Raw genomic sequence first — 25,227 nt, 5'->3', positions numbered from 1 at the left:
GGAAAGTCCCGCGTGTCACCCGCTCCGCCGGAGGATCATTGGCCCCAACATCCCTGTCTGCTCGGTAACTTGAATTCAATAATCCAGTATTGTAGGAATTCCCTGTTTTGAAGGAAACCACGGAAACTTCATGATCGCCTGCTGTGACCAAGAGGTTTGACGTTGACGCGCCGGCATGAACCTGAAAGTTCAGGTCAACTTAATCCGCAAAGAGGATCTGCCCATGCAGCGCCTTGTCCGACTGTTCGCCTGCGCCTTTGCCATCTGCCTGTCCTTCAGCCATCTGGCGCATGCACAAGACGCGGTCAATTTTCCCATCACCATCCGCCACGCGTTTGGCACGACGACGATTGACAAGAAGCCGATGCGGGTGGCGACGGTCGCCTGGGCCAATCACGAGGTGCCGCTGGCGCTTGGCATCGTTCCCGTCGGTTTTGCAGCCGCGAACTTCGGGGACGACGATGGCGACGGACTTCTGCCCTGGACACAGGCGCGCTTGAAGGAACTGGGCGCCGCAACACCAGTTCTGTTCGACGAGGGCGACGGGATTGATTTCGAAGCCGTTGCGGCGGTCAAGCCGGACGTCATCCTGGCAGCCTATTCCGGCCTCAGCCAGAACGACTACGACACCTTGAGCCAGATCGCACCGGTCGTTGCCTATCCGAACGCGCCCTGGGCGACCGACTGGCGCAGCATGATCCGCATCAACAGTCTCGGACTTGGCATGCCAAACGAGGGCGAGGCGCTGATCGGCCGGATAGAGGCGGAGATCCAGACCGCAAAGGCGAAGTATCCGGCACTCGCCGGCACATCGGCGATGTTCGTTACGCATCTCGACGCGACCAATCTCAGCATCGTCAACTTCTACACCGCCAATGACAGCCGCGTGCAGTTCTTCCGTGACCTCGGGCTTGCCATGCCGAAAAGCGTGGAGGCAGCCTCCACCTCCGGCCGGTTTGCCGGTTCGGTGAGCGCGGAACGCATCGATACCTTCGATGACGTCGACATTCTGGTGACCTACGGCGACGAACGCCTGATCAGTGCGATGAAGGCCAACCCCTTGCTGTCCCGCATGCCGGCGGTCGAACGCGGGGCGATCGTGATGCTCGGGCGCAACCCGCTGGGCACGGCGGCAAATCCGACGCCGCTGTCCATCTCCTGGGTGCTCGACGATTACATGAAGCTGCTGAACGCAGCCGCCCTGAAGGCAAAATGACCCGCTCGCAGTCCAGCATGATGCAGAAAACGACGCGCAGGGCGCCGCCAGCGGTGCGGCATAGTTCCGGGCGGCAGAAACTCGCCCTGCTTGCCGGACTGTGCGCGGTGCTGCTCGCGGTCGCCATCCTCTCCATCTGCATCGGCACGCGAAGCGTCAGTTGGGACGAGATCGTCTCGGCGCTGGCCGGCCAGGTGAACAGCATCGGCGAGGCTTCGGTCGCGGTGCGCATTCCGCGCACCCTCCTCGCGCTGCTGGCCGGCGCAGCCCTTGGCGTCGCAGGCGCGATCATGCAGGGCATGGCCCGCAATCCGCTGGCCGATCCCGGGCTGCTTGGCGTCAATACCGGCGCTGCCCTTGCCGTGGTGATCGGCGTTGCCTGGTTCAACATGGCCTCGGCGCAGGCCTATATATGGGCGGCCATCCTCGGCGCCGCGGCAACCTCCGCCTTCGTTTTCACCATCGGCTCGCTCGGCCGGGGCGGTCCGACGCCGCTGAAACTTTCCCTCGCCGGGGCCGCGACATCGATCGCCTTCGCCTCGCTTGTCATCGCCATCGTCCTGCCGCGGAACGATATCGCCGGCGGCATCCGCTCCTGGCAGGTCGGCGGGGTGGGCGGCGCAACGTTCGAGCGCATGTACCCTGTGCTGCCTTTCCTCGCGCTCGGTTTTCTTATCAGCCTCGTAACAGCCCGAAAGCTGAACTCGCTGGCGCTCGGCGACGACCTGGCGACCGGGCTTGGCGAACGTGTGGCAATGGCACGGGCGCTCTCCGCGCTGGCCGCCATCCTGCTCTGCGGTGCCACGACCGCGATCTGCGGGCCGATCGGCTTCATCGGTCTGGTGGTGCCGCATGCCTGCCGGCTGATCGTCGGCGTCGATCACCGGTGGCTCCTGCCGTTTTCCGCCGTCTCCGGCGCCATCCTGCTCACCGCCGCCGATATTGCCGGCCGCATCCTGGCGCGTCCGGGTGAAATCGAGGTCGGCATCGTCACCGCCTTTATCGGCGCGCCCGTCTTCATCTGGATCGTGCGACGCCAGAAGGTGAGGGAATTATGAGCAGCCTTTCCGCGACGGCTGCCATCATCGCCGCCAGCCGCCGGCAGCGCCAAAGCCGCCATCGCAACGTGACGCTTGGTCTTGCGGTACTCGTCACCGGGCTGTTCCTGCTCACCCTGATGGTCGGCCAGTCGGTCACGCCGCCGGGGGACCTTGTGCGCTGGGCGCTGGGAGAGGATGTTGCCGGACTTTCCTTTACCGTCGGCCAATTGCGTCTGCCGCGCGCCATTCTTGGGACGCTTTCAGGCCTGTGCTTCGGCCTGGGTGGGGTGGCCTTCCAGATCATGCTGCGCAATCCGCTCGCCAGCCCCGACATCATCGGCATCAGTTCGGCTGCCAGCGCCGCGGCAGTCTTCGCGATCGTCTTCCTGTCCTGGTCGGGATTGTCCGTTTCGATCTTTGCCGTTCTCGCCGGCCTGCTGATTGCATTGACCGTCTATGGTCTGGCCTTTCGCGACGGCGTTGCCGGCGCCCGGCTGATCCTGATCGGCATTGGCACGGCGGCGATGCTGGAAAGCGTCATCGCCTATGTGCTCACCACGGCGGATGCCTGGACGCTGCAGGAATCGATGCGCTGGCTGACGGGAAGCGTCAACGGTGCGCGGCTAAGCCAATGCCTGCCGCTGTTCCTCGCCCTCATCGGTTTCGGCACTCTGATCCTCATCCTTCGGAAAAACCTGGAGACCCTGAGGCTCGGCGACGAGACCGCCGCCTCGCTTGGCGTCCCTCTCGCAAAGACGCGTGTTGCCGTCATCATCGCTGCTGTCGGGCTGATTGCCTTTGCCACCGCCGTCACCGGGCCGATCGCCTTCGTCGCGTTCCTGTCGGGCCCGATCGCCGCGCGGCTTGTCGCAAACAGCGGTTCGACGGTCATTCCCGCCGCCCTGACCGGCGCCATCCTTGTGCTCGGCGGGGATTATGCCGGGCAGTTCCTGCTGCCGGGCCGTTATCCGGTCGGTGTCGTGACGGGCGCGCTCGGCGCACCCTACCTGATCTATCTCATCATTCGCGCGAACCGCATGGGAGGCGCCGCATGACGGTCTCCGGTCTCCTCGCAAGCCATATCACCTCCGGCTATGGCGACAGCCTGATCCTGAACGATCTCAGCCTTGCATTCCCCACCGGCAGGATCACCGTCATCGTCGGTGCCAATGCCTGCGGCAAGTCGACCCTGCTGCGCAGCCTGTCGCGGCTGATCACACCGATGGCGGGACAGGTTCTGCTCGACGGCAAATCCGTTCACAAGACACCACCGAAGGAACTTGCCCGAACACTCGGCCTCCTGCCGCAATCTCCAACGGCACCCGAGGGCATCACCGTTGCCGATCTCGTCAGCCGCGGACGCCATCCGCACCAGGCAATCTTTTCGCGCTGGTCGCGGGAGGATGAAGAGGCCGTTGCCGAGGCGCTCGACCTGATGCGCATCGCCGATCTCGCCGAAAGGCCAGTCGATGAACTGTCGGGCGGGCAGAGGCAGCGCGTCTGGATTGCCATGGCACTCGCACAGAAGACTAACTTTCTGCTGCTCGACGAACCGACCACCTTTCTCGACATCAGCCATCAGGTGGAGGTGCTGGATCTCCTGAGCGATCTCAACCAGTCGCGCGGAACAACCATCGTGATGGTGCTGCACGACCTGAACCTGGCCGCACGTTATGCGGATTTTCTGGTCGCCATGGTGAAGGGCCAGATCCATATCGCCGGCGACCCAGCCGACATTCTGACAGAGGCGATGGTTGCCACCGTCTTCGGCCAGAAGAGCCGCATCATGACCGACCCCACATCCGGCCGCCCGATGATGGTGCCGATCGGTCGTCACCGGATGCGAGAAGCCACTCCGTCGTCAATGCAAGATACAACCAACCGCCTGCCCGAGGAGGCAAACCGATGACCATGTCTGCGCCCTTCACGCTTTCCGGAACCGCCATTCCGCAGAATGCGAGGCTTATGCTGGACCAGATCTGCGAACACTTCATCGAACACGCGAATGTCTCGCGCATGGACGATGTGGTGGTGATGAAGAACGACGAGGCGACCGCGGAAATCCGCCTCTCCGGCGAGCAGCTGCTGATCGATCTCGCCTGCCCGTCCGATCAGGCACTGCAGATGACCCGAATCATGCTGGCGGAGCACATGTTCTATTTCGCCGGCGAGGAACCGCTGGACCTTCAATGGTCGGCGCCAGCGCCTCTCGGTCCGCTCAGCAACCTGCACCACGTAACGGTGACTGGCGCAGAAGACATCACGCCGCATATGCGCCGGGTGCGTGTCGCTTGCGCGGATGTGAGCCCCTTCCTCGATGGAAACATGCATGTGCGGGTGCTGATCCCGCCGCGGTACAGGACACCGGTGTGGCCGGGCGTTCGCGACGATGGGCGGATCGCCTGGCCAGAGGGCGAAGACGAGATCACCGTCCGCGTCTATACGATCCGCAAGGTCGATGTGCAGGCGGGCGAATTGTGGATTGATTTCTTTCAGCATCCGATGCCGGGCGTCTCGACCCCCGGCGCCGATTTTGCGCGTGATGCACAACCGGGCGATCGCATCGCGCTTCTTGGTCCAGGTGGCGGCGGACGGCCGGAAGCCCTGTCTTTGTTGCTGATCGGCGACGAGACCGCGCTTCCGGCCATTCTGCGCATTCTGGAAGAACTGCCGGAGGCCGCCACTGCCGAGGCCATCATCGAAGTGATGAACGCGGATGAGGAACAACCGGTCTCCTCGAAAGGCGACATCACCCTTCGCTGGCTGCATCGTGAAACGGCAGGCACAACAAACGCCCTGCGGACGGCGGCACAGGAGGCGATCGCCGCCTCTGCGCCCGACCGGTACATCTGGATTGCCTGCGAGAAGGAGGATATCCGGATGCTCCGCCCGCTGCTGAAAACCAAGGAGCGCGAGAAGGGCAGAAGTTACCTCGCCTGGTATTGGGAGCGCACCTGACCTCAGTCGCCCCACGGAGCGACAAGAACCGGCACCGCGGGATGCCGGTTCGCTTGCGGCATATCCTTACCGGGGCAGTGCGTAGGCGATCACTTCATCGCCCACCGGTGTCTCCATGAAATGATGGCCACCGGCCATGACGACGACATACTGCCGTCCACCAACCTCGTAGGTCATCGGCGTTGCCTGCCCGCCCGCCGGCAGGACATCTTCCCAGACCGTGTCACCGGTCTCAATATCGATCGCCCGGAACACATTGTCGGTGGTGGCGGCGATAAACATCAGACCGCCGGCAGTCATAACACCGCCGCCATTGTTGGGCGTGCCGATGACGATTGGCAGCATCGAGGGAATACCGAAGGGGCCGTTGCGACGCGCTTCTCCAAACGGTCGATCCCAGATCGTCTCGCCCGTTGCCATATCGATCGCGCGGATTCCGCCGTAAGGAGGCTCCTTGCAGAGCAAGCCCGTGACGGGCATGCGCCAGCCGGCATTGACGTTGATTGCAAAGGGCGTGCCGGCCTGAGGATCGCCCGCGCCTTCGGCACCGCTGCCCATGTCGCCGCCCCGAGCCTCTCCGCGGGGGGCCCAGCCCATTTCGTTGGCCTCCTCACGCGGAATGAGCCGGTTGTGGTTCGGCATATCATTGTAGTTGGCGATGATCAGTCCGCGCGTCGGATCAACCGCAATGCCACCCCAATCCGTGCCGCCATTATAGCCGGGATACTGGATCCAGTGGGTATCGCTCGTCGGCGGGGTGTAAATCCCGTCATAAGCCGCCTTCCGGAACTGGATGCGGCAGAGCATCTGGTCGATCGGCGACATGCCCCACATGCTGGCCTCGGTCAGGTTTTGTTTTGCCAGCGTATGGTAGCCGGAAAACGGCTGGGTGCGGCTCCGCTCCTCCGGTTCAACGCCTCCTTGCGGCACCTGCCTCTCCTCCACCGGCGTGAGAGGTTCGCCGGTGCGTCGATCCAGAACATACATGTCACCCTGCTTCGACGGCAGGATCAATGCCGGCACTGTCGTCCCGTCGTCTGACGGAAAGTCGATCAGCGTTCCCTGGGCGCCGAGATCGTAATCCCAGACATCCTTGTGGACGGTCTGAAAGTGCCAGGCCGGTCGCCCAGTCGTCACGTCAATGGCCACGAGCGAGGTGGAAAATTCGTTCTCCGCTTCGGACCGGTCGCTGCTCCAGTAATCGACTGCGGAGTTTCCCATCGGCAGATAGACGTAACCGAGATCCTCGTCACCGGTTGCGATCGTCCACATATTGGGTGTCCCGCGGGTGAAGGTCTCGCCTTCCGGTGGCAGGCCGTTCAGTTCGGGTTTGGTCATGTCCCATGCCCAGCGAAGGGCCCCGGTGACAGCGTCGAATCCCTGAATGACACCGGAGGGAGCATCATTCTTCTGCCCGTCGAGAACCTGGTGTCCCGTCACGATGATACCGCGCACGATCGTCGGGGGCGACGTCATCGAAACCATTCCCGGCACCACCTGACCCATGCCGCGCTTGAAATCCACCGATCCGTTCTCGCCGAAACCGGGGCAGGGTGTGCCGTCATCCGCGTCCACGGCAACCAGCCGCCCGTCAAGCGTGCCCTCGATGATGCGGGTTGAGCAGACATCCTCTGCTGTCGTATTGGGCACCTCGTAATAGACGACCCCGCGGCATGCGGCCGTATAGGGAATCCAGTCGTTGGTGATGCCTGGATCATATCGCCATTTCTCCTGACCGCTGGCGGCATCGAAGGCGATCAGGATGTTCTTCGCCGAGCACACATAGAGGCTGTTGCCGATCTTCAGCGGCGTGTTTTCATTGCCGTATTTGTTGTCCTGGAGGTTGTCCGGCAGGTCGCGGGTATGGGCCACCCAGACACGTTCCAGATTGCCGACATTGTCGCGGTTGATCTGGTCGAGCGGCGAATAACGGCGAGCACTGTAGGTTCCACCATAGGCCGGCCAGTCGGCGCCCGTGGCCCGCAAGGACGGATCACGCATGTCGAACTGGCCTGCCTCGGGGATTTGACCCATCACGACCGGTTCATTTCTGACCGACAGGAAGGAACCTCCGGCAGCCACGATCACGACGACGAGGACCGCCGCAGCGGAGGCCATGCCAAAACCCAGGCGACGCGGAGAAAGGACCGGCATCACCAGAAAGACGAGCACCATCAGGACTGCCGGCGGAATGATGCGCGGCACGAGCGCCCAACCGCTCAGCCCGACCTCCCAGAACGCCCAGGCCACCGTCAGCAGGAAGGTTGCGAGATAGACAAACGCGCCGCTCACACGCAAACGGGCAATCAGATAGCCGGAAACGACAAGTCCGATCCCGGCCAGGCCATAATAGGCAGAGCCCCCCAGCCACAACAGATAGGCGCCGCCGATGGCAAGGATGAGACCAATCACCAACAGAAGGACTGCGAGAGCCCGCGTCAGCCACACTCCGATTGCACTTTGATGGGAACTCCGCATCTCCTTGCCTCCTTCGTTGGATCCGTTCTCCCGACTTGGGGCGGACGGTCCGCCTGACAACCCCAAGATGCCGCGAAATGCGGCCGGTGCGGCGGATCCCTTCCTGACGGCGGACGGTCCGCAATCACGATGCCCGGCGTCACGCCGATCCTTCACCGGCGCTGGAGGTTCCGGTGAGGTCAGTCACCGGTGCATCAGCGGCAGCGAACGCGGACTCCGGCACGCAGGGGATCTTTCCTGGGATTTTTCGGGGAACTCTGGCGCGCAAAAGAGGTTAGCGGCTCATGCGAAAGGCGGCGTGATCATGGCCGCCGTCCACCACAATGGCGGCGAGCGCGACGGCTCTGCGGGCCCTGGACGGGGCTGCGCTTGCAAGGCGACGGGATGCGAAAGCCGGTGGGCGAAGCCGCAACAACGGGAGCGGCAACAGCCGTGACATCGATGCACGAGAACGGCCCTGGCCCGATGTCAGCCGATCTTTCGCGTGCTGCCTTTTGCAGCAAACCAGCAGACACACACCACTCAAAGGAGACATCGATGAAGACGTTGGAAACCGCCTTGGCGTTGATCCTGGTCACAACGGGCAGTGCCCTTGCCCAACAGGCCGCAACGCCAGCAAACGCGCAGAACAGCGCCCGTTCCACTGCCAATACCGACGCCTCGCAGGTGAGGGTCGGCGAGGTCATCGCGCTCAGCGACTGGGATACCGATTCCCTCTACGAGAACAGCTGGAGTGCCGAGGCCCTGTTTGATCGTCAGGTGTTTAGCCGGAATGGCGACGAGATCGGCGATGTCGAAGACCTCATCATCGGCTCCAATGGCGAACTGCTGGCGCTGGTTGCAGAAGTCGGAGGCGTCTGGGACATTGGCGATACCCATGTCAGCGTTCCGTGGAACCAGGTCACCTTCCGCCAGGACGGCACCGTTGCTCTTCCGGTGACGGAAGACAATGCCGACGAATTCAGCGTTCTGTCGATGCCAACCGGCCAGCAACTGTCCGAAGGGGTCGTCTCCAATCTCGATGACCGGGAACTTGGCCCGCGTGCATGGCGCGCATCGGAACTGATCGGCGACATTGCCCGCATTCGCGGCACCGGCGACCAGGCGGGTCAGGCCAGCGGCCAGACGGATCAGACGAGCCAGACGGGTCAGGCCGCGGCATCGCAGACGGCAGGGCAGAACAATGCCGCCGGGCAAAACCGGCAGACGTCTGCGGCTCAGGGAGCACAAGACGCAACCGCCAACCGGTCCACGCAGAACACATCCACGCAGAACACGATGACACCTGCCATGCGTGAGCGCGCCGCCGCTTATCAGGGTTATGGTTATGTCAGCGACCTGATCTTTGAAGAGGGACGGGTCAAGGCGGCCGTGGTGGAGCGCGATGCGGGTTACGGCACCCGCGGACGTTTCGCCTATCCGTATTACGGCTACAGCTACGGCTGGGCTCCGGGCAACCGCTATTACGACCTGCCGTACAACCGCGATGAGGCCGTGACGCTTGCGCCCTTCGATTACGACCGGTTGAACGACAGCTGATCACGCCGAAGACAGGAAAGGCCCCGCCGGTAACGGATCAGGGGCCTTCCCGACAAGAACCAACAAGGCTTCCCCGGCACGATGGATCTACCGCACCCCGTAGCGGGGGTTGGAACAAGAGGCCGACAGGCGGGTTTGAGCGCGCATGGAAGCGCTTGCCAACGAACTCAGTCACGACAGCTATCTCGGCACCAGCGTCATGGCGCTTCGCCTGTTCGTTGCGCTGCTCTGCGGTGCGGTGATCGGTTTCGAACGGGAATGGCACGAACGGGCGGCCGGCTTTCGCACCCATATCCTGATCTGTTTGTCTGCAGCCGTCTTCGCACTCGCCGCGATCGAAATGACCCATCTGCAGACCTTCGAGTCCGAACAGACACGCATCGATCCTCTGCGTCTCATCGAGGCGCTGACATCGGGCGTTGCCTTTCTCGCCGCCGGAACGATCGTGTTTGCCCGCGGTGAAGTTCGCGGATTGACCACCGGTGCCGGCATGTGGCTGGCCGGCGCAACCGGTCTGGTTGCCGGCCTTGGGTTCTGGCAGCTCGCCGTGCTGACCACGACGATGGCCATGGTGGTGTTGTGGCTGCTGCGCAAGGTCGAAGTGCGGATGAACCTTCGGCCCCCAACAAGACCCGAAGACACGCGAGCGGATGAGACGTCGCGCCGCGACCGCTGAACGACGTCGGTTGCTGGAGCCCTTGTTATCTGCCGGTAGATGAGACGACGTCCGGCACCGGGTGATAACCGAGTGCGGTGGAGGTCGTGAGCCCCGCCGTCGTCAGAAGATCGATATAGTCCTGCCGGCGGGCCTCGTCGAAGCGGAAGAGCGGAAACGAAATCGAGATGGCGGCAACGGGTTTGCCGAGATGGTTGAAGATCGGGGTTGCCATGCAGCGCACGCCTGCTTCGCTTTCCTCGATTTCCTCGGCAAAGCCGCGACTGCGGGCCAGTTTCAGATCCGCCATCAGCGTCTCCGCATTGGTCAGCGTGCGCGGGGCGCGCTTGACGAAGTCCATGCGTGCCATGCGGTCGCGGATCTCGTCCTCGTCGCGCCAGGCGAGAAGCGCTTTGCCGAGAGAGGTGCTGTGCAACGGATTGCGCAGGCCGAGCGTCGATTTCATCGATAGGCTGAAGGCGGAATCATATTTGTGGATGTAGACGACCTTCTCGTCGCGCTCGTCCAGAATCCCGAGATTGACGGATTCGCCGGTTGCCCGCGACAGCTTTCCCATCGCCTGGTCGGCCACCCGCAACAGATCGGCCTGCTCGTTGAGCGAGCGGGCGCCGAGGCTGAACAGCTTGAGCGTCAGCCCGTATTTCTCCGTATCGGCATCCTGTTCGACATAACCGAGCTCCATCATCGTCTGCAGCAGGCGATGGGCCGTGGTCTTGGAGGTCATGGCCCGATGGGCAAGATCCGCGAGGCTGACACGCTTCTCCTCGACCAGGGCCTCCAGGACGGCGAAGACCTTGAGAACCGCCGCAACGTTATCTGTCTTGACTTGGGTGTCGGCCATGGATGCGTTCTACATTTTTCGAAACGGACTTCTGGAATTTTGTCTCTGACGTTTCAAGCGACCGCTCCTTGTCACGAAGACGCGGCCGGTTCGCCTGATCTGGTGGTGTAAGCCTAGCGCAAAATTTGCCATTGAAAAGCCATTCGGAGTGTGATTTCTTGATTTTCGAAACGTTGTTCCGAAAATATTTCAATGGGAGGGGATCGGAGCATGCATCCGCTGCTGAGGCAGAAACAGCACTTCATCCAGCGCGCGGATGTCTGCGACCTGATCGAACGGCTGACCGACAATCTCGTCAACATCGAGGACAAGACGGGCGAGTTCCTGCTGCGGCTTGAAGACGGCCGCGTGATCGACACCAAGGGCTGGGCCGGCTGGGAATGGACGCATGGAATTGCCCTCTACGGCCTGCTGAAATACTGGCAGCTGACCGGCAGCGAGGCGGCGCTGAAGACCATCACCGACTGGTTCGACGCGCGGCTTGCCGAAGGCACGCCGACGAAGAACATCAACACGGTCGCCCCTTTCCTGACGCTCGCGCATCTTTACGAGATGACCCGCGAGGCGCGTTTCCTGCCCTATCTCGACACCTGGGCCGAATGGGTGATGCACGAGATGCCGCGCACCCGGGAAGGCGGCCTGCAGCACATCGTCTATAACAGCGTCAACGACCAGCAGATGTGGGACGACACGCTGATGATGAGCGTGCTGCCGCTCGCCAAGATCGGCCTTGTTCTGAACCGGCCGGATTATGTCGAGGAGGCGAAGTACCAGTTTCTGGTGCACGCCCAGTATCTTCTTGATACGGAGACGGGTCTCTGGTTCCACGGCTGGACCTTTGACGGCAACCACAATTTCGCCCGCGCCCGCTGGGCCAGAGGAAACAGCTGGATCACCATCGCGATCCCCGAATTCATCGAACTTCTGGACCTGAAGGAAGGGGATTTCCTGCGCCGACATCTCCTTTCGTTGCTGAACCGCCAGGCGACGAGTCTCAAGCAGCACCAGCATGCCTCCGGCCTTTGGCATACGCTGATCGACGACCCGGACAGTTATCTCGAAGCCTCGGCGACGGCGGGGTTCGCTTATGGCCTGATGAAAAGCGTGCGCAAACGTTATCTCGGTCCGGAATATCGCGAGACCGCAGAACGGGCGATGCGCGGCGTGGTCGAGAAAATCTCGCCGGAGGGAGAACTGACGCAGGTCTCCTTCGGCACGGCCATGGGCCAAGATCTCGATTTCTACCGGCAGATCAAGCTGACCTCGATGCCCTATGGGCAGGCGATGGCCATGCTCTGCCTGACGGAACTGCTGCGCAGCCACATCTGAGGCGCATGGCAGATCCAAACGATGCAGGAGGGTCGTCCAGGAGGAGTGGGGGACCCGACAGACGCATTCGGAAGGGCGAAGGAACCGCCTTTTCCGGCAACCTTTGGAGGAGGAAAAGACATGACGAAGTTGACCCGACGTGGCCTTCTTGGCACAGCTGCCGCAGGCTTCGCCGCCTCGGCACTGACCGGCCTTCCGGCCTATGCGCAGGCGAAGACCATCCGCCATTACTGGTGGGGCAATCCGGAGCGTGACAAGCGCACCTTTGCCGTGATCGACGTGTTCCAGAAGGCCAATCCGACGATCAAGGTGTCCGGCGAAACGATCGGCTGGGGCGACTACTGGACGAAGATGGCAACCCAGACCGCGGGCCGCAACATGGCGGACCTCGTGCAGATGGACTACCGTTATCTGTTCGAATATGTGCGCCGCGGCGCCCTGAAGCCGCTCGACGAATATGTCGGCAAGAGCCTGATGATCCAGGATTTCGACAAGGGTCCGATCTCCGGCGGCATGGTGGATGGCAAGCTCTATGCGCTGAATATCGGCTCCAACAGCCAGGTGATCGTCCACAACACGCGCGTCTTCAAGGAAGCCGGTATCGACGCCGACCTGATCAACTGGACCTGGGACGATTTTGCCAAGGCGAGCGAGCAGATCACCCAGAAGACCGGCGGCAAGGTGAAGGGGTCCGACGACCTGTCGCTGATGATCGAGGTCTTCGAGTCCTGGACGCGCCAGAACGGCCATGAATTCTACGACAAGGACGGCAATGTCGCCGCAACCGTCGATGACGTGGCAAGCTATTGGCAATTCTGGGAGGATCTGCGCAAAAAGGACGTCGTGCGCCCGAAGGAAAAGACCGTCATCCTCGACATTCCGATCGTCGAGTCCGGTGTTGCGGTCGGCGATACCGCCATGTCGCATTTCTGGTCGAACCAGCTCGTCGGCATTCAGGCGGCGGCCAAGGACAAGATCGGCGCCGCCATGGTGCCGCACAAGAAGGGCGGAAAACCCGGTCAGTTCATCAAGCCGTCGATGTTCATGTCGCTCTCGCGCGATGCAAAGGATACCGACGCGGCCATGGCCTACATGAATGCCTGGGTGACAGATCCCGAGATCACCAAGATCCTCGGCCTGGAACGCGGCATCCCGGCCTCGCCGAAGGTGCGCGCGGCCCTACAGCCGGGCTTGAACGACGTGGAAAAGCTCTCCGTCGCCTATTTCGACGCGATCCAGACCAAGGTCGGCGACCTGCCGCTTCCCGCGCCGAAGGGTGCCGGCGAAGTGCGCGATGCCTTCATGCGCATCGGAACCGATGTCGTGCTCGGTCGCGCCAAGGCGAAGGATGCGGCAACGCAGTTCGTCGATGATGCCCAGGCCATCGTCGAACGCGCCCGCTGAACCAAGCCAACATTAAATGCCAACCGGGCCGCGCGAAGCGGCCCGGACATCTTCGCCACCGGAAGGTCCGACCGTTGATCAAACGCTTTATCGCGCGCAATGCGCCGGGTTACATCTTTCTTTCCCCCTGGTTGCTGGGCTTCTTCCTTCTGGCGCTCGGGCCGATCCTGGCGTCGCTCTATCTCTCCTTCACCAAATACGACATGGTGAGCGATCCCCGCTGGGTGGGATTTGCCAATTACGAATACATGTTCACCCGCGACCGCCGCTTCTGGAAGGCGCTGGAGGTGACTTTCACCTATGTGGCGCTCGCTGTGCCGGCACGGCTGATCATGGCGCTCAGCGTGGCCATGCTGCTCGACAAGGGACTGCGCACCATCGGCCTCTACCGGGCGATCTTTTACCTGCCCTCCCTGCTTGGCGCCTCGATTGCGATTGCCATCCTCTGGCGGCAGTTGTTCGAGCAGAATGGCGTGGTCAACCAGGTACTCGCCGTCTTCGGCATTGAGGGTCTCGCCTGGATCACCAATCCGGATACCTCGCTCTATACGCTGGTGATCCTCGCCATGTGGCAGTTCGGCTCGCCGATGCTGATCTTTCTCGCCGGCCTGCGCGGCATTCCGCGCGACCTTTATGAGGCGGCAGAGATCGATGGCACGCCGAAATGGCGGCAGTTCACCCGCATCACGCTGCCGCTTCTGGCGCCGGTCATCTTCTTCAACCTCGTGCTGCAGACGATCGAGTCCTTCAAGACCTTCTCCAGCGCCTTCATCATCTCGAACGGAACCGGCGCACCGGCCGACAGCCTGCTCTTCTTCACCGTCTATCTGTTCAACGAGGCCTTCAAGTTCTTCCGCATGGGTTATGCCTCGGCACTTGCCTGGGTGCTGCTCCTCATCATCGGCGCCTTCACCGCGATCGCCTTCCTGACCTCGAAATACTGGGTGCATTATGAAAACGAGCGCGATTGAGTTTTCCCCGCAGGCGAGCGCAGTCGAGCTGAGCGGCGCGCCTGCGATGGCGATCGGTGCGGCGCTCGACGCAGAAATGGAAGAGGCAGCGCGACATGCTCACATCCTGCGCCCTCCAGCGGGACAGGCGGGAACGCAACGGCCGAATCCTGAAGCACGTCTTCCTCATCGGCGTGTCCGTCGTGATGCTCTACCCGCTGTTCTGGCTGCTCGCTTCGTCCTTCAAGCCGGAAAACGAGATCTTCGGCAGCCTGACACTCTGGCCTTCGAGTTTCCAGGTCGAAAACTATACGAAGGGCTGGACGGCCCTGCCGATGTCCTTCACCACCTTCTATATCAACTCGGCGATCGTGACGGTGCTGTCGGTCATCGGCAACCTGATCTCCTGCTCCTTCGCGGCCTATGCCTTTTCAAGACTGCAGTTTACCGGTCGCAGTTTCTTTTTTGCGCTGATGATGATGACGCTGATGATCCCTTATCACGTCGTGCTCATTCCCCAATATGTGCAGTTCCTGAAGCTCGGCTGGGTGGATACCTATCTGCCGCTCGTCGTACCGCGTTTCCTGGCGTCGGAAGCCTTCTTCATCTTCCTGATGGTACAGTTCTTCCGGCAATTGCCGCGCGAACTCGACGAGGCGGCGATGATCGATGGCTGCTCGCCTTTCAAGATCTACTGGGCGATCATCCTGCCGCTTTCGCTGCCGGCGATGGGCACAGCGGCGATCTTTTCGCTGATCTGGACCTGGGAAGATTTCCTCGCTCCGCTCATCTACCTCAACGACATCAAGAACTACACCGTGCCGCTCGCGCTTCGCCTCTTCCTCGACCAGGAAGGCCAGTCCGCCTATGGCCAGATGTTCGCAATGTCCGTCCTCTCCCTGGTGCCGGTCGTCATCTTCTTCGTCCTGTTCCAGAAACTGATCGTGCGTGGCATCGCCACCTCCGGAATGAAGTAAGGATCTGTTTCACATGGCTGGCTTGACGCTCAGAAACGTTGGCAAACGCTACGGCGCACTTTCGATCATAAAGGGCCTGAACCTCGACATCCACGATGGCGAGTTTCTTGTCCTCGTCGGCCCGTCCGGTTGCGGAAAATCAACGCTTTTGCGGATGATCGCCGGGCTGGAGGACATCACCGATGGCACGGTTGCGATCGGCAACAGGATCGTCAACGACCTGCCCGCTTCCAAGCGCGAACTGTCGATGGTCTTCCAGTCCTATGCGCTTTATCCGCATATGACGGTGGCGAAAAACCTCGCTTTCGGCCTGCAGAACTTCAAGATGCCGAAGGCGGAAATGGAGCGGCGGGTGGCGGAGGCCGCCCGTATCCTGCAGATCGAGAAACTCATGGACCGTAAACCGCGGCAGCTGTCGGGCGGCCAGAAACAGCGCGTCGCGATCGGCCGCGCCATCGTGCGCGAACCGCAGCTGTTCCTCTTCGACGAACCGCTCTCGAACCTCGATGCAGAACTGCGGGTGCAGATGCGCGCAGAGCTTGCGTCCTTGTATGCCCGCCTCGGCACCACCATGATCTATGTGACGCATGACCAGGTGGAAGCGATGACCATGGCGAGCCGCATCGTCGTGCTGCGCGCCGGAAAGATCGAACAGGTGGGAACGCCGCAGGAACTCTACACCCGGCCGCAGAACCTGTTCGTTGCCGGTTTCATCGGTTCGCCGAAGATCAACATGCTGCAGGCGAAAGTGGATCGCGCAAGCGGCGAGGCCGTCGCCACCGTGCCGGGCCTGCCCGCCTTTTCGTTGCCCACTCTGCCGAGTGCAGACGACGGCCTGACGCTTTGCGTTCGCCCGGGCGCGGTCCATATTGGCGCTGGCGAGGTGATGACACAAGGAACCATCCGGCTGGTGGAATATCTCGGCAATGAGAGCCTCCTCCACATCGCGCTGTCCTCCGGCCAGGTGCTGCTGGTCAGCGACAACGGCAAGACAAGCTATCGATCCGGCGAGACCATCTCCATCGGATTCGATCGATCCGATCTCCATTATTTCGACGCAGCCGGACAACGCGTCGAACCCATCCAGAATGAAAGCAGACTCCAGTGAAAATTGCGATTGTAGGATGCGGCTCGCGGCACAAGATGTTTCGCGATTCCGTGCTCGATGATTATGCTGATCGCCACGAGATCGTGGCGCTGTGCGATGTCAATCCGCACCGCTTGAGCGAAAGCGCCAAGGCTGCCTCCAAGCCCGGCACCAATGGGGTTGCGACCTATCTTGCGGATGACTTCGACCGGCTGATTGCCGATCAGAAGCCGGATACCGTGGTTGTCGCCACGCCCGACTTCCTGCATGCCGATTACATCGTGCGCGCCTTCGAGGCGGGCTGCGACGTCATCTGCGAAAAACCGCTGACAATCGATCTTTCGCGGCTGAAGATGATCATCGATGCGCAGGCGCGCACGGGCCGCCAGGTCAAAGTGACCTTCAACTACCGCTATTCTCCGGCGCGCACGCAGATCCGCGAGCTGATCGCCTCAGGCACGATCGGCACCGTCACGGCGGTGGATTTCCGCTGGCATCTCGACCGGGTGCATGGCGCCGACTATTTCCGTCGTTGGCACCGCCAGAAGGAAAATTCGGGCGGCCTGCTGGTGCACAAGTCCACCCACCATTTCGACCTGCTGAACTGGTGGCTCGGCTCGCAACCGACGCAGGTTTTCGCTTCCGGACGGCGCGCCTTCTATCGCCCGGAAACCGCACTGGCGCTCGGTCTTGCCGATCGCGGCGCCCGCTGTGCGGACTGTCCCGTGGCCGCAAAGTGCGATTTCGAACTGGACATGTCGAAGGACGCGGCGCTGCGCCAACTTTACCTCGAAGCGGAGCACGAGGATGGCTATTTCCGTGATCTCTGCGTCTTCGACGAGGAGATCGGCATCGAGGATACGATGCAGGCGCACATCCGCTACGCGTCCGGTGCGACAGCAAACTATACCCTGACCGCCTATTCTCCATGGGAAGGACTGGAGATCAAGTTCCAGGGCACGAAGGGGGATATCACCCATCGCCATGTCGAGGTGCACGGCGTTTTTGGCGGCGAACGGGCACATGCCGATGAGGATGCCGTGACCACCGAACTGCATCTGGCCGGTGAGCCTCCCCGCCTGCTCGACGTGCCCAAAGCCAAAGGGCATCACGGCGGCGCCGATCCGGTGATGCTGGGCTATATCTTTGCGCCTGACACGATGGAGCCCGATCGCTACAACAGGGCATCCGATCATGTGGCAGGTGCATGGTCCATTCTGACCGGGATCGCCGCCAATGCCTCGATCGAGACGGGCTCGGTCGTCGATATCCCGTCGATGCTGAAAGCCCGCGGCATCCGCATCTAGCGAGGACGACATGGCCTTTCACTTGCGCTTCGGCATCATCGGCATCGATCACAACCATATCCTCGGCATGGCCCGCGGCATGGTGGAGGCGGGGGCGGAGCTTGTTGGGTGGACGACAAGTTCTGCCACGCCGCTGAAGATGCTGCAGGATTTCGGCGAAGCCTTCCCCGAAACGCCGATGCTGGAAGAGGCGGAGCTGCTGGAAGACGAGAGCATCCAGCTGATCTTGACGGCTGCCATCAACAGCGAGCGGGCAGATGTCGCGCTGAAGGCCATGCGTCATGGCAAGGATGTGCTTGTCGATAAGCCCGGCTGCACGACGCATCGACAGTTGGAGGACCTGCGCGCCTGCGCGCACGAGACAAGACGGCGCTGGCTCGTCTCCTTTTCCGAACGGGTCTCGGTCGAGAGCGCGACGCTGGCCGACCGGCTGATCGCGGAGGGACGGATCGGCACAGTGGTGCAGACCGTCGGGCTCGGACCCCATCGGCTGAACGCGCCTCTCCGGCCCACTTGGTTCTGGGACCGCGCAAAGACCGGTGGCATCCTGACCGATATCTGCGCACACCAGTTCGACCAGTTCCTGCATTTTACTGGCTCGACCGAAGCGAGGATCGTCTCCGCCAGCATCGGCAACGTCGCCAATCCGGGCCGGCCGGATTTCCAGGATTTCGGCGAGGTGCTGCTGGAGGGAAATGGCGGGCGGGGTTACGCCCGGGTCGACTGGCTGACGCCGGACGGCCTGCCGACCTGGGGTGATGGCCGGATGACCATCCTCGGCACGGAGGGTTACATCGAATTGCGCAAATACATCGACATTGCCGGTGAAGACGGCAAGGACCACGTTTTTCTGGTCGACAAGGCCGGCGTGCAGCGTTTCCAGGCAAGCGGAGAAGGCACACCGTTCTTCAGCCGCCTGGCTGCGGACATCGAAACCCGCGCGGAGACCGCGATGACACAGGCGCATGCCTTCCTCGCCACCGAACTCGCATTGACAGCCCAGGCGATTGCCGAGAAGGCGCAGCAGAATGGCTGAGCGCATCCGGGTCGCCGTGATCGGGGCCGGCATCGGCCGTGCGCATGTCATCGGCTACAACCAGTTGCCGGAGGCCTTCGAGGTGGCAGCCATCTGCGATCTCAACGCAGAGCGCGCAGCAACCGCGGCCGAACTTGCGCCGGGCGCCCGGGTGGTGACCGATATTCAGAATATCTTTGCCGATCCGAGCATTCCGCTCATCGACATCTGCCTGCCGCCGAGGCTGCATGCGCCGGTCACGCTGGCGGCGCTGAAGGCCGGCAAACATGTGATTTGTGAGAAACCGCTCGCCGGTTCGCTGGCGGACGTGGACGAGATCATCGCGACCGCACGGGCGAGCAGCCTGCGGGTATTTCCCATTTTCCAGTATCGATACGGCACGAGCTATCGGGCCGCCGACGCCTTAAAACGGGCTGGCCTTCTCGGCAGGCCGCTGGTGCTCTCGATCGAGACACACTGGCAGCGGGGCGCCGACTATTATGCCGAACCCTGGCGCGGCACCTGGGCGGGCGAACTCGGCGGTGTCATCGTCAGCCATGCGAGCCACCTGCACAATCTGGCGACCCATCTGGTCGGCGAGGTGATGGAGGTCGCGGCCTTCCTCGATACCCGCGTCAATGCCATCGAGACGGAGGATTGCGCGGCCATCAGCATGCGAACCGCGGAAGGCGCACTCGTTACCTCCTCGCTGACGCTGGGTTCGGCCGGCAATCTCTCGCGTTTTCGCGCCTGTTTCGAAAAAGCCACTATCGCCTCCAGCGACGAACCCTATGAAGTCTGCTCCGCCCGCTGGCGTTTCACCGCGACGGACCCTGCCCGCCAGGCGGAGATCGATGCGGTGGTGGCAGCGACGCCGCCGGTTGCGCCGCGTTTTCCGGGCTTCTTCGCCGACGTGCATGCCGCCCTGTCCGGCAGACCGGACCTTTATCTGCCGTCGCTGGACGAGGCGCGTCATTCCGCCGAACTGATCACCGCCTGTTATGCGTCCGCCCGCACGGGCCGTATCATCCGTCTGCCGCTCGGACAGGATGATGCACTTTACGAAGGGTGGAAGCCGATTGCAGCGGCCTGACCGCCTCAGGGCAGCGTTACAACCGCGCGCCACCGGGCGGCATAGGCGTCAATCGCCTGTTTAGCCGGATAACCGGAGACGTCGCGGGACGGGCTTGCGAGGGTGACCCCGGCCAGAAGACCGGCGCCTTGGCTCGTGCCGGTCGAGCCACTGACCGCACGGACGGGCCGGCCGAGCAGGGCCTGCAGGCAATCCAGATAGACCCTGTTCGCCGCGAAAGGTCCCTCAACGAGAACCGGTCCCTTTGCACCGATCAGAGCAAGGCAGGTTTCAGTCATCAGCGCCAGATAGAGGCAAGCGGCCGCCCATTGTTCCGCGTCGGTCGCCGTCTCCGCGCCGACCCACTGCGCCTTCAGGCCAGGATAAGGTCCCGAGCCGGCAGCCATGTTCGGCGTGAGCATGATGTGGCGATCGAGCACGGCAGGCAGTGCGGCCTCGGCTTTATCCTGATCCAGGACCCCGAGTTGCGCGGTCAGCAGTTCGAATTCGCGCCCGCCCATGAAACGGGAGGACGGCACTGCGCGGCCATAGGCATCGACATTGGCGAGCGTGTCACGGGCGGGATCGAGATGCTGCAGATCGCCACCCACGGCGAAATGTATGGCCCAGGTTCCAGACGAAACCACCGCAAACGGAGCCTCGCGGCCCACAAGGTGAGGCAGGAGCGAGGCGTTGGAATCGTGAATGCCGCAATAAACCGGCACTGGTTTTGTGAGGCCCAACTCAGACGCCAGCCCCGGCAAGACCGGCCCCAATACATCGAAGGCTGAACGGACCGGAGCCATCCGGTCGCGGATGCCCAACCGATCCACCAGCGACGAGAACGTCCCCTCACCCGGTTGCCAAAGATCCGTATGGCAGCCGAGCGAGGTGGCCTCGTTGGCCGCGACACCCGTCAGCCGATAGGCCCAGTATTGCGGATAGGTGAGGATGGTTTGCACCCGCACGAATGCAGCCGGATACGCCGCCTTCTGAAAATGAATCTGCGCGCCGAGATTGAGGCCGCCGGACAAAGCGGGCGAGAAGGTTTCGGCAAAGGGCGGGCGCAACACGGCATAGGCGGACCGGATCTCTTCCGGGTATTCGTATTCGTAATCCAGCACCGGCAGCGCCAGTCCGCCCGCCTCATCCAAGAGAACCCCGGAGGCACCGTGGGTGGTGATGGAAATGGCATCGAAGCCGGGCGCGGTATTCAACTCGCGCAGGGCGGCGCACAGAAAGTCCCACAGCCCTTCAATGTTGTAGTGCGGATAGGGCGGGCCAGCGATCACCGTGTTCGGGCGACGGCGGACGTCCAGCTCTTCACCCGTGGCACAATCCAGCACCAGAACCTTGGCATTGGTTTTGCCGATGTCGAGAACGGCGATACGTTCAGGCTTCTTCATGGCAGATGGAACACCGGCACGAGATCGACGGCAACCGGAGAATTGTCCGGATTGGTTTCCATGATATCGGCCATATGCGCCCACCAGCGCTTCATCACCGGGTGGTCCGGCAGGCTTGCCATGCCGTGATCCTTCGGGCGGGTTAAGACGCCAAACAGGATGTTTGTCTCCGGGTCGAGATGGATCGAATAGTCGCTGACACCGGCCTCAGCGAGCAGCTCCACCAGATCCGGCCAGATCTCGTCGTGCCGCTTGCGGTATTCCGCTTCCATGCCCGGGTAAAGCTTCATCTTGAAGGCGTATTTTTCGAGGCTCATGATTTGTTCGCCTGCTTGATGCGGCGCGCCAGAATGGGCAGCGCGATGGTGACGATGAGCAGAAGGCCGATAAAGATCGACATGACGATGCCAGGCACGTTCAAGAGCCCCAGCCCGAAGGTGACGAGGCCCATGACGAAGGCGGCAATGACGACGCCGGCAATGGTGCCCGCCCCGCCGAGGATCGAGACGCCACCCAATACCACCATGGTGACCACTTCCAATTCCCAGCCCTGGGCGATGGAGGGTCGCGTGGAACCAAGCCGCGATGTGAGGCAGACGGCCGCGATGCCGCTCATCAGCCCGGTCAACAGGAAAAGGATGAACTTTACCCGCTCCACCGGCACGCCGGAAAAGCGTGCGGCAAACTCGTTGTTGCCGATCACGTAGACCTGCCGGCCGAAATTCGTTCCGTGCAGCAGCACCGCGAACAGGGCAGCACAGACCAGAAAAAGGCCGAACTCGAAAGAAAAGACCCAGAAAAGATAGCCCTGGCCGAAATAGGCGAAACTTTCCGGGTAAGACCCATAAGCCTTGTCCCCCAGCACGATATAGGAAATGCCGCGAAACAGGCTCATCGTGCCGATGGTGACGACGATCGACGGCAATGTCAGCACCGAGACGAGCGCGCCGTTAAACGCACCGCAGGCAAGGCCGACGCCGATGCCAATCGCCACCAGCCCGGCCGTATCGATACCCGCCTGCGCCGCGGCCCCCATGGCCGTGGAGGCGAGCGCGATGATGGCGGCGACCGACAGATCGATCTCGCCGGCGATGATCAGAAGTGCCATGGCAAAGGCGATCATCGCCTTTTCGGTGAAGTTGAAGGTGGCGTCCGACAGATTCCAGGCATCGAGGAAATACGGCGAGGCAAAGGAGTTGGCGATAAAGATCAGCACTGCCACGCCAAACAACAGCACTTCCCAGCTGGCAAGAATGCGGCTGACAGGCGTGCCCAGGCGATCCGGGATGGCGCGGCGGGGGGTGTTTGTGTTGCTCATGCTGTCACCTCGGCGGTTGCCCGGTCACGCAGGATGATGCGGCCCTTCTTCGCCTCGGCGCGGGCATTAAAGACGACGGCGAGGATGATAACGATGCCGGAGATCGCCATCTGGGCAAAGGGCGAGATGCCGATCACCGGCAGGGCGTTCTTGATGACGCCGAGAAACAGTGAGCCCAGCACGGCACCGATGACCGAACCGATGCCGCCGGCAATCGAAATCCCGCCGATGACGCAGGCCGCGACGCTGTCGAGCTCAAAGCCGGCGGCGATATCGACATAAGCGACGGCGTAACGCGACACCCAGAGATAACTGCAGAGCCCGGCCATGGCACCGGACAGCACGAAGGCGAAGAAGCGCGTGCGGCCGATATCGATCCCGGCATAGATGGCGGCAACCGGATTTCCGCCGGCGGCATAGGCCGAACGGCCGAAAGAGCTGCGCGTCAACAGGAAGATCATGCCGAGCACGACGAGGATGGCGACCCAGGAAAGAATGGGCAGGCCGAGAACAACCGTTCGCGGCACGTTGAGGAAGGTCGGCGTCATCTGGTGTGCGTTCACCCAGCCACCACCGGACAGAACGAAAGCCATGCCCCTATAGATGGTAAGCGTACCGAGTGTCACGACGATCGGCGGGATCTGCAGGATCCAGACAAGAAAACCGTTGATGGCCCCAAGAAGGGCCCCGATGCCGAGTGCCATGACGATCAGGACCAGGAGCGGCAGGTCCGGATAGGCGGCATTGGTCATGGCGACCGCCATGCCGGTGAAGGCAAGATTGGCCGCAACAGACAGGTCAATGGATTTCGTCAGGATCACCGTCATCTGGGCCAGCGCCAGAATGATGAGGATCGAGGTGTCGTTGAAGATGTTGACGAGATTGCCGGGTTCGGCAAAACCGTCGGCGCGCGTGGCAAAACCTGCGATCATCAGGAGGATGATGCCGGAGAGAAGCAGTTCGCGGCTTTTCAAGAGTTTCGTCATGAAGTGCACTCACGCATTGCCGGTCGCGGCGCGCACCAGCGCTTCCGCCGTGGCCGCAGACCGGTCGTAAAACCCCGCCATCAACCCCTCGCGCATCACCATGATCCGGTCCGACATGCCGAGCACTTCCGGCAGTTCGGACGAGACCATGATGATGGAGAGGCCCTGGGAGGCAAGTTCGGAAATGAAGGCGTGTACGGCGGCTTTCGAGCCGATATCGATGCCTTTGGTCGGCTCATCGAGAATGATCACCTTTGGCTGGGTGGCGAGCCACTTGCCGATCACCACCTTCTGCTGATTGCCGCCGGACAAGGTGCCGACCGGCACGGACAGGGCCGCGGCGCGCAGATCCAGCCGTTCGGCATATTGCCGCGCGAGCTTCAGCTCGTTGGACGCCTTCAGGAAACCGGAGCGCGAGGTTTTTGCGAGCGATGGCAGCGACATGTTCTGGTAGATCGGCATGGGAAGCGCCAACCCGTGGCGGCCGCGCTCTTCCGGCACGTAAACGACGCCAGCGGCAATCGCATCGCGCGGCGAACGGATCTCGACCGGCTTGCCGTCCAGCGTCAAACGGCCGGCGGAGGGGCGGGTTATGCCGAACAGAGACTGGCAGAGTTCCGAACGCCCGGCGCCGATCAGGCCGTAAACACCGAGGATTTCGCCGCGCTTTAATTCAAAGGAGATGTCGCGGAATTCGGTGGGATGGCTGTATCCCTCGACCGAAAGGACCGTGTCGCCGATCTCCACCGTGATCTTCGGAAACACATCATGTACGTCGCGGCCGACCATCAGGCGGACGATCTCCGCCTGAGGCGTTTCCTTCAGAGAGCCGTGGCCGACGGCCTTACCATCCCGAAAGACGGCGAAGTTTTCGGCAATTTCATAGAGTTCGTCGAACTTGTGGCTGATGAACAGGATCGCCTTTCCCTGCCGCTTCAGGCCTTCGACGATGCGGAACAGATCGTCGATTTCCTTGCGCGAGAGCGCCGCCGTCGGCTCGTCCATGATAACGATGCGCGCTTCCACCGAAAGCGCGCGGGCAATCGCCACCAGATGCCGCTGGGCAATCGACAGGTCCTTGAGCCGGATCGTCGGGTCAATCTCGCTTTCCAGCTGGCGCAGCAGATCGCGGGAACGCGCGTTGATGGTCCGCCAGTCGATCGTGCCGAAGCGGGTGCGCGGTGCATGACCGAGAAAGATGTTTTCACCGACCGTCAGTTCATCGAACAGCACGGTTTCCTGATGAATGGCCGTCACACCCGCATCGATGGCGGCCTGGGCGCTCGAAAACTGCACCGGCTGACCGTCGAGCAGGATCTCGCCCTCGCTCGGGCGATAGATGCCGGTGAGAATTTTCACCAGCGTGGATTTGCCCGCGCCGTTTTCGCCAATCAGCGCCGTCACCTGTCCCGGATAAAGGCTGATGGACACCTGATCCAGCGCCTTGACGCCCGGAAAGATCTGGCTGATGCCGCGCATTTCCAGGATCGGAGTCTCGACGGCCAGCGATGCGGTGTTGGTCATTGGTGCGACAGCATTCATTGTTGATTTCACCTTCGCGCCCTTGTCACAAGCAGGCCTCCCCCTCCCCGCAGGGGGGAGAAGGAAGGTCTGGCACTGCCTGTCGC

At 62.1% G+C, this 25,227-nt stretch carries 22 protein-coding genes; 15 read left to right on the top strand and 7 right to left on the bottom strand.

Annotated elements, in window-relative coordinates; translation table 11 throughout:
• The first annotated feature begins 223 nt into the window (after positions 1 to 223).
• Genes OU993_RS13330 through OU993_RS13310 form a run of 5 tightly spaced genes read left to right on the top strand, consistent with a single transcriptional unit; the run spans position 224 to position 5,214 of the window.
• Entirely contained in the window at positions 224 to 1,216 is a 993-nt protein-coding gene (locus OU993_RS13330; RefSeq protein ID WP_268158124.1) for an iron-siderophore ABC transporter substrate-binding protein, read from the top strand.
• Positions 1,213 to 2,274, top strand: coding sequence for a FecCD family ABC transporter permease (locus tag OU993_RS13325; RefSeq protein ID WP_268158122.1), 1,062 nt, complete (start codon positions 1,213 to 1,215; stop codon positions 2,272 to 2,274). Before OU993_RS13330 ends, OU993_RS13325 begins: the two co-directional genes overlap by 4 nt.
• Entirely contained in the window at positions 2,271 to 3,311 is a 1,041-nt protein-coding gene (locus OU993_RS13320) for a FecCD family ABC transporter permease (protein WP_268158121.1), read from the top strand. The genes OU993_RS13325 and OU993_RS13320 overlap by 4 nt, the downstream gene beginning before the upstream one ends.
• Positions 3,308 to 4,165 (top strand): ABC transporter ATP-binding protein, encoded by an 858-nt coding sequence (locus OU993_RS13315; protein WP_268158119.1) that lies wholly within the window; start codon positions 3,308 to 3,310, stop codon positions 4,163 to 4,165. The genes OU993_RS13320 and OU993_RS13315 overlap by 4 nt, the downstream gene beginning before the upstream one ends.
• Complete coding sequence (locus tag OU993_RS13310) at positions 4,162 to 5,214, top strand: siderophore-interacting protein (RefSeq protein WP_268158117.1); 1,053 nt, start codon at positions 4,162 to 4,164, stop codon at positions 5,212 to 5,214. The genes OU993_RS13315 and OU993_RS13310 overlap by 4 nt, the downstream gene beginning before the upstream one ends.
• 66 nt (positions 5,215 to 5,280) lie before the next feature.
• On the opposite strand, the gene OU993_RS13305 is transcribed toward OU993_RS13310, so the two are convergent.
• Positions 5,281 to 7,692 carry a membrane-bound PQQ-dependent dehydrogenase, glucose/quinate/shikimate family gene (locus OU993_RS13305; RefSeq protein ID WP_268158114.1) on the bottom strand — a complete coding sequence of 804 codons (2,412 nt, stop codon included), beginning with the start codon at positions 7,690 to 7,692 and terminating at the stop codon, positions 5,281 to 5,283.
• A 537-nt stretch (positions 7,693 to 8,229) separates the two neighbouring features.
• Here OU993_RS13305 and OU993_RS13300 point away from each other — a divergent pair.
• Together OU993_RS13300 and OU993_RS13295 are read left to right on the top strand one after the other, a co-directional pair.
• Entirely contained in the window at positions 8,230 to 9,231 is a 1,002-nt protein-coding gene (locus tag OU993_RS13300) for a PRC-barrel domain-containing protein (RefSeq protein ID WP_268158112.1), read from the top strand.
• Positions 9,232 to 9,376: 145 nt separating this feature from the next.
• Positions 9,377 to 9,907 (top strand): MgtC/SapB family protein, encoded by a 531-nt coding sequence (locus OU993_RS13295; RefSeq protein ID WP_268158110.1) that lies wholly within the window; start codon positions 9,377 to 9,379, stop codon positions 9,905 to 9,907.
• A gap of 25 nt (positions 9,908 to 9,932) precedes the next feature.
• Here the strand turns inward: OU993_RS13295 and kdgR are convergent, their stop codons facing one another.
• Positions 9,933 to 10,748, bottom strand: coding sequence for a DNA-binding transcriptional regulator KdgR (gene kdgR, locus OU993_RS13290; protein ID WP_268158108.1), 816 nt, complete (start codon positions 10,746 to 10,748; stop codon positions 9,933 to 9,935).
• A 210-nt stretch (positions 10,749 to 10,958) separates the two neighbouring features.
• Here kdgR and bglB point away from each other — a divergent pair, with 210 nt between their 5' ends.
• From bglB to OU993_RS13250, 8 genes are all read left to right on the top strand, one after another.
• Positions 10,959 to 12,077: a beta-galactosidase BglB gene (gene bglB / locus OU993_RS13285; RefSeq protein ID WP_268158106.1), complete on the top strand. Its 1,119-nt coding sequence runs from the start codon at positions 10,959 to 10,961 to the stop codon at positions 12,075 to 12,077.
• Between the two features lie 120 nt (positions 12,078 to 12,197).
• Positions 12,198 to 13,481 (top strand): ABC transporter substrate-binding protein, encoded by a 1,284-nt coding sequence (locus OU993_RS13280; RefSeq protein ID WP_268158103.1) that lies wholly within the window; start codon positions 12,198 to 12,200, stop codon positions 13,479 to 13,481.
• A gap of 77 nt (positions 13,482 to 13,558) precedes the next feature.
• Positions 13,559 to 14,452: a carbohydrate ABC transporter permease gene (locus OU993_RS13275; RefSeq protein WP_268159656.1), complete on the top strand. Its 894-nt coding sequence runs from the start codon at positions 13,559 to 13,561 to the stop codon at positions 14,450 to 14,452.
• A 95-nt stretch (positions 14,453 to 14,547) separates the two neighbouring features.
• The gene (locus tag OU993_RS13270) at positions 14,548 to 15,408 is read left to right on the top strand and encodes a carbohydrate ABC transporter permease (RefSeq protein ID WP_442792959.1); all 861 of its coding nucleotides are present in this window, start codon (positions 14,548 to 14,550) and stop codon (positions 15,406 to 15,408) included.
• A 13-nt stretch (positions 15,409 to 15,421) separates the two neighbouring features.
• Complete coding sequence (locus OU993_RS13265) at positions 15,422 to 16,516, top strand: ABC transporter ATP-binding protein (RefSeq protein ID WP_268158101.1); 1,095 nt, start codon at positions 15,422 to 15,424, stop codon at positions 16,514 to 16,516.
• Positions 16,517 to 16,551: 35 nt separating this feature from the next.
• A complete protein-coding gene (locus OU993_RS13260) occupies positions 16,552 to 17,802 on the top strand; it encodes a Gfo/Idh/MocA family protein (RefSeq protein ID WP_268158099.1) in 1,251 nt (416 codons plus the stop codon).
• A 10-nt stretch (positions 17,803 to 17,812) separates the two neighbouring features.
• Positions 17,813 to 18,838: a Gfo/Idh/MocA family protein gene (locus tag OU993_RS13255; RefSeq protein ID WP_268158097.1), complete on the top strand. Its 1,026-nt coding sequence runs from the start codon at positions 17,813 to 17,815 to the stop codon at positions 18,836 to 18,838.
• Positions 18,831 to 19,910: a Gfo/Idh/MocA family protein gene (locus tag OU993_RS13250; protein WP_268158095.1), complete on the top strand. Its 1,080-nt coding sequence runs from the start codon at positions 18,831 to 18,833 to the stop codon at positions 19,908 to 19,910. Before OU993_RS13255 ends, OU993_RS13250 begins: the two co-directional genes overlap by 8 nt.
• A gap of 5 nt (positions 19,911 to 19,915) precedes the next feature.
• Here OU993_RS13250 and OU993_RS13245 read toward each other — a convergent pair whose 3' ends face one another.
• The 5 genes from OU993_RS13245 to OU993_RS13225 are packed head-to-tail and all read right to left on the bottom strand — an operon-like array spanning position 19,916 to position 25,141.
• A complete protein-coding gene (locus OU993_RS13245; protein WP_268158093.1) occupies positions 19,916 to 21,295 on the bottom strand; it encodes an FGGY-family carbohydrate kinase in 1,380 nt (459 codons plus the stop codon).
• Positions 21,292 to 21,612 (bottom strand): L-rhamnose mutarotase, encoded by a 321-nt coding sequence (gene rhaM / locus OU993_RS13240; protein WP_268158092.1) that lies wholly within the window; start codon positions 21,610 to 21,612, stop codon positions 21,292 to 21,294. Before rhaM ends, OU993_RS13245 begins: the two co-directional genes overlap by 4 nt.
• Positions 21,609 to 22,613 carry an ABC transporter permease gene (locus OU993_RS13235; protein WP_268158090.1) on the bottom strand — a complete coding sequence of 335 codons (1,005 nt, stop codon included), beginning with the start codon at positions 22,611 to 22,613 and terminating at the stop codon, positions 21,609 to 21,611. Before OU993_RS13235 ends, rhaM begins: the two co-directional genes overlap by 4 nt.
• Positions 22,610 to 23,599, bottom strand: coding sequence for an ABC transporter permease (locus OU993_RS13230; protein ID WP_268158089.1), 990 nt, complete (start codon positions 23,597 to 23,599; stop codon positions 22,610 to 22,612). The genes OU993_RS13235 and OU993_RS13230 overlap by 4 nt, the downstream gene beginning before the upstream one ends.
• Positions 23,600 to 23,608: 9 nt before the next feature.
• Positions 23,609 to 25,141: a sugar ABC transporter ATP-binding protein gene (locus OU993_RS13225; protein WP_268158086.1), complete on the bottom strand. Its 1,533-nt coding sequence runs from the start codon at positions 25,139 to 25,141 to the stop codon at positions 23,609 to 23,611.
• Positions 25,142 to 25,227: the final 86 nt, after the last annotated feature.

Origin of the sequence: Rhizobium sp. SL86 (assembly GCF_026672545.1) — a bacterium.
GTDB lineage: Bacteria > Pseudomonadota > Alphaproteobacteria > Rhizobiales > Rhizobiaceae > Neorhizobium.
The sequence above is the reverse complement of the archived record's forward strand: the minus strand, read 5'-3'. Positions and strand labels throughout refer to the sequence as shown.

Bases quoted from the DNA above. Each gene is read 5' to 3' on its own strand.
- OU993_RS13330 (WP_268158124.1), top strand. From the start codon at position 224: ATGCAGCGCCTTGTCCGACTGTTCGCCTGCGCCTTTGCCATCTGCCTG.
- OU993_RS13325 (WP_268158122.1), top strand. From the start codon at position 1,213: ATGACCCGCTCGCAGTCCAGCATGATGCAGAAAACGACGCGCAGGGCG.
- OU993_RS13320 (WP_268158121.1), top strand. From the start codon at position 2,271: ATGAGCAGCCTTTCCGCGACGGCTGCCATCATCGCCGCCAGCCGCCGG.
- OU993_RS13315 (WP_268158119.1), top strand. From the start codon at position 3,308: ATGACGGTCTCCGGTCTCCTCGCAAGCCATATCACCTCCGGCTATGGC.
- OU993_RS13310 (WP_268158117.1), top strand. From the start codon at position 4,162: ATGACCATGTCTGCGCCCTTCACGCTTTCCGGAACCGCCATTCCGCAG.
- OU993_RS13305 (WP_268158114.1), bottom strand. From the start codon at position 7,692: ATGCGGAGTTCCCATCAAAGTGCAATCGGAGTGTGGCTGACGCGGGCT.
- OU993_RS13300 (WP_268158112.1), top strand. From the start codon at position 8,230: ATGAAGACGTTGGAAACCGCCTTGGCGTTGATCCTGGTCACAACGGGC.
- OU993_RS13295 (WP_268158110.1), top strand. From the start codon at position 9,377: ATGGAAGCGCTTGCCAACGAACTCAGTCACGACAGCTATCTCGGCACC.
- kdgR (WP_268158108.1), bottom strand. From the start codon at position 10,748: ATGGCCGACACCCAAGTCAAGACAGATAACGTTGCGGCGGTTCTCAAG.
- bglB (WP_268158106.1), top strand. From the start codon at position 10,959: ATGCATCCGCTGCTGAGGCAGAAACAGCACTTCATCCAGCGCGCGGAT.
- OU993_RS13280 (WP_268158103.1), top strand. From the start codon at position 12,198: ATGACGAAGTTGACCCGACGTGGCCTTCTTGGCACAGCTGCCGCAGGC.
- OU993_RS13270 (WP_442792959.1), top strand. From the start codon at position 14,548: ATGCTCACATCCTGCGCCCTCCAGCGGGACAGGCGGGAACGCAACGGC.
- OU993_RS13265 (WP_268158101.1), top strand. From the start codon at position 15,422: ATGGCTGGCTTGACGCTCAGAAACGTTGGCAAACGCTACGGCGCACTT.
- OU993_RS13260 (WP_268158099.1), top strand. From the start codon at position 16,552: ATGTTTCGCGATTCCGTGCTCGATGATTATGCTGATCGCCACGAGATC.
- OU993_RS13255 (WP_268158097.1), top strand. From the start codon at position 17,813: ATGGCCTTTCACTTGCGCTTCGGCATCATCGGCATCGATCACAACCAT.
- OU993_RS13250 (WP_268158095.1), top strand. From the start codon at position 18,831: ATGGCTGAGCGCATCCGGGTCGCCGTGATCGGGGCCGGCATCGGCCGT.
- OU993_RS13245 (WP_268158093.1), bottom strand. From the start codon at position 21,295: ATGAAGAAGCCTGAACGTATCGCCGTTCTCGACATCGGCAAAACCAAT.
- rhaM (WP_268158092.1), bottom strand. From the start codon at position 21,612: ATGAGCCTCGAAAAATACGCCTTCAAGATGAAGCTTTACCCGGGCATG.
- OU993_RS13235 (WP_268158090.1), bottom strand. From the start codon at position 22,613: ATGAGCAACACAAACACCCCCCGCCGCGCCATCCCGGATCGCCTGGGC.
- OU993_RS13230 (WP_268158089.1), bottom strand. From the start codon at position 23,599: ATGACGAAACTCTTGAAAAGCCGCGAACTGCTTCTCTCCGGCATCATC.
- OU993_RS13225 (WP_268158086.1), bottom strand. From the start codon at position 25,141: ATGAATGCTGTCGCACCAATGACCAACACCGCATCGCTGGCCGTCGAG.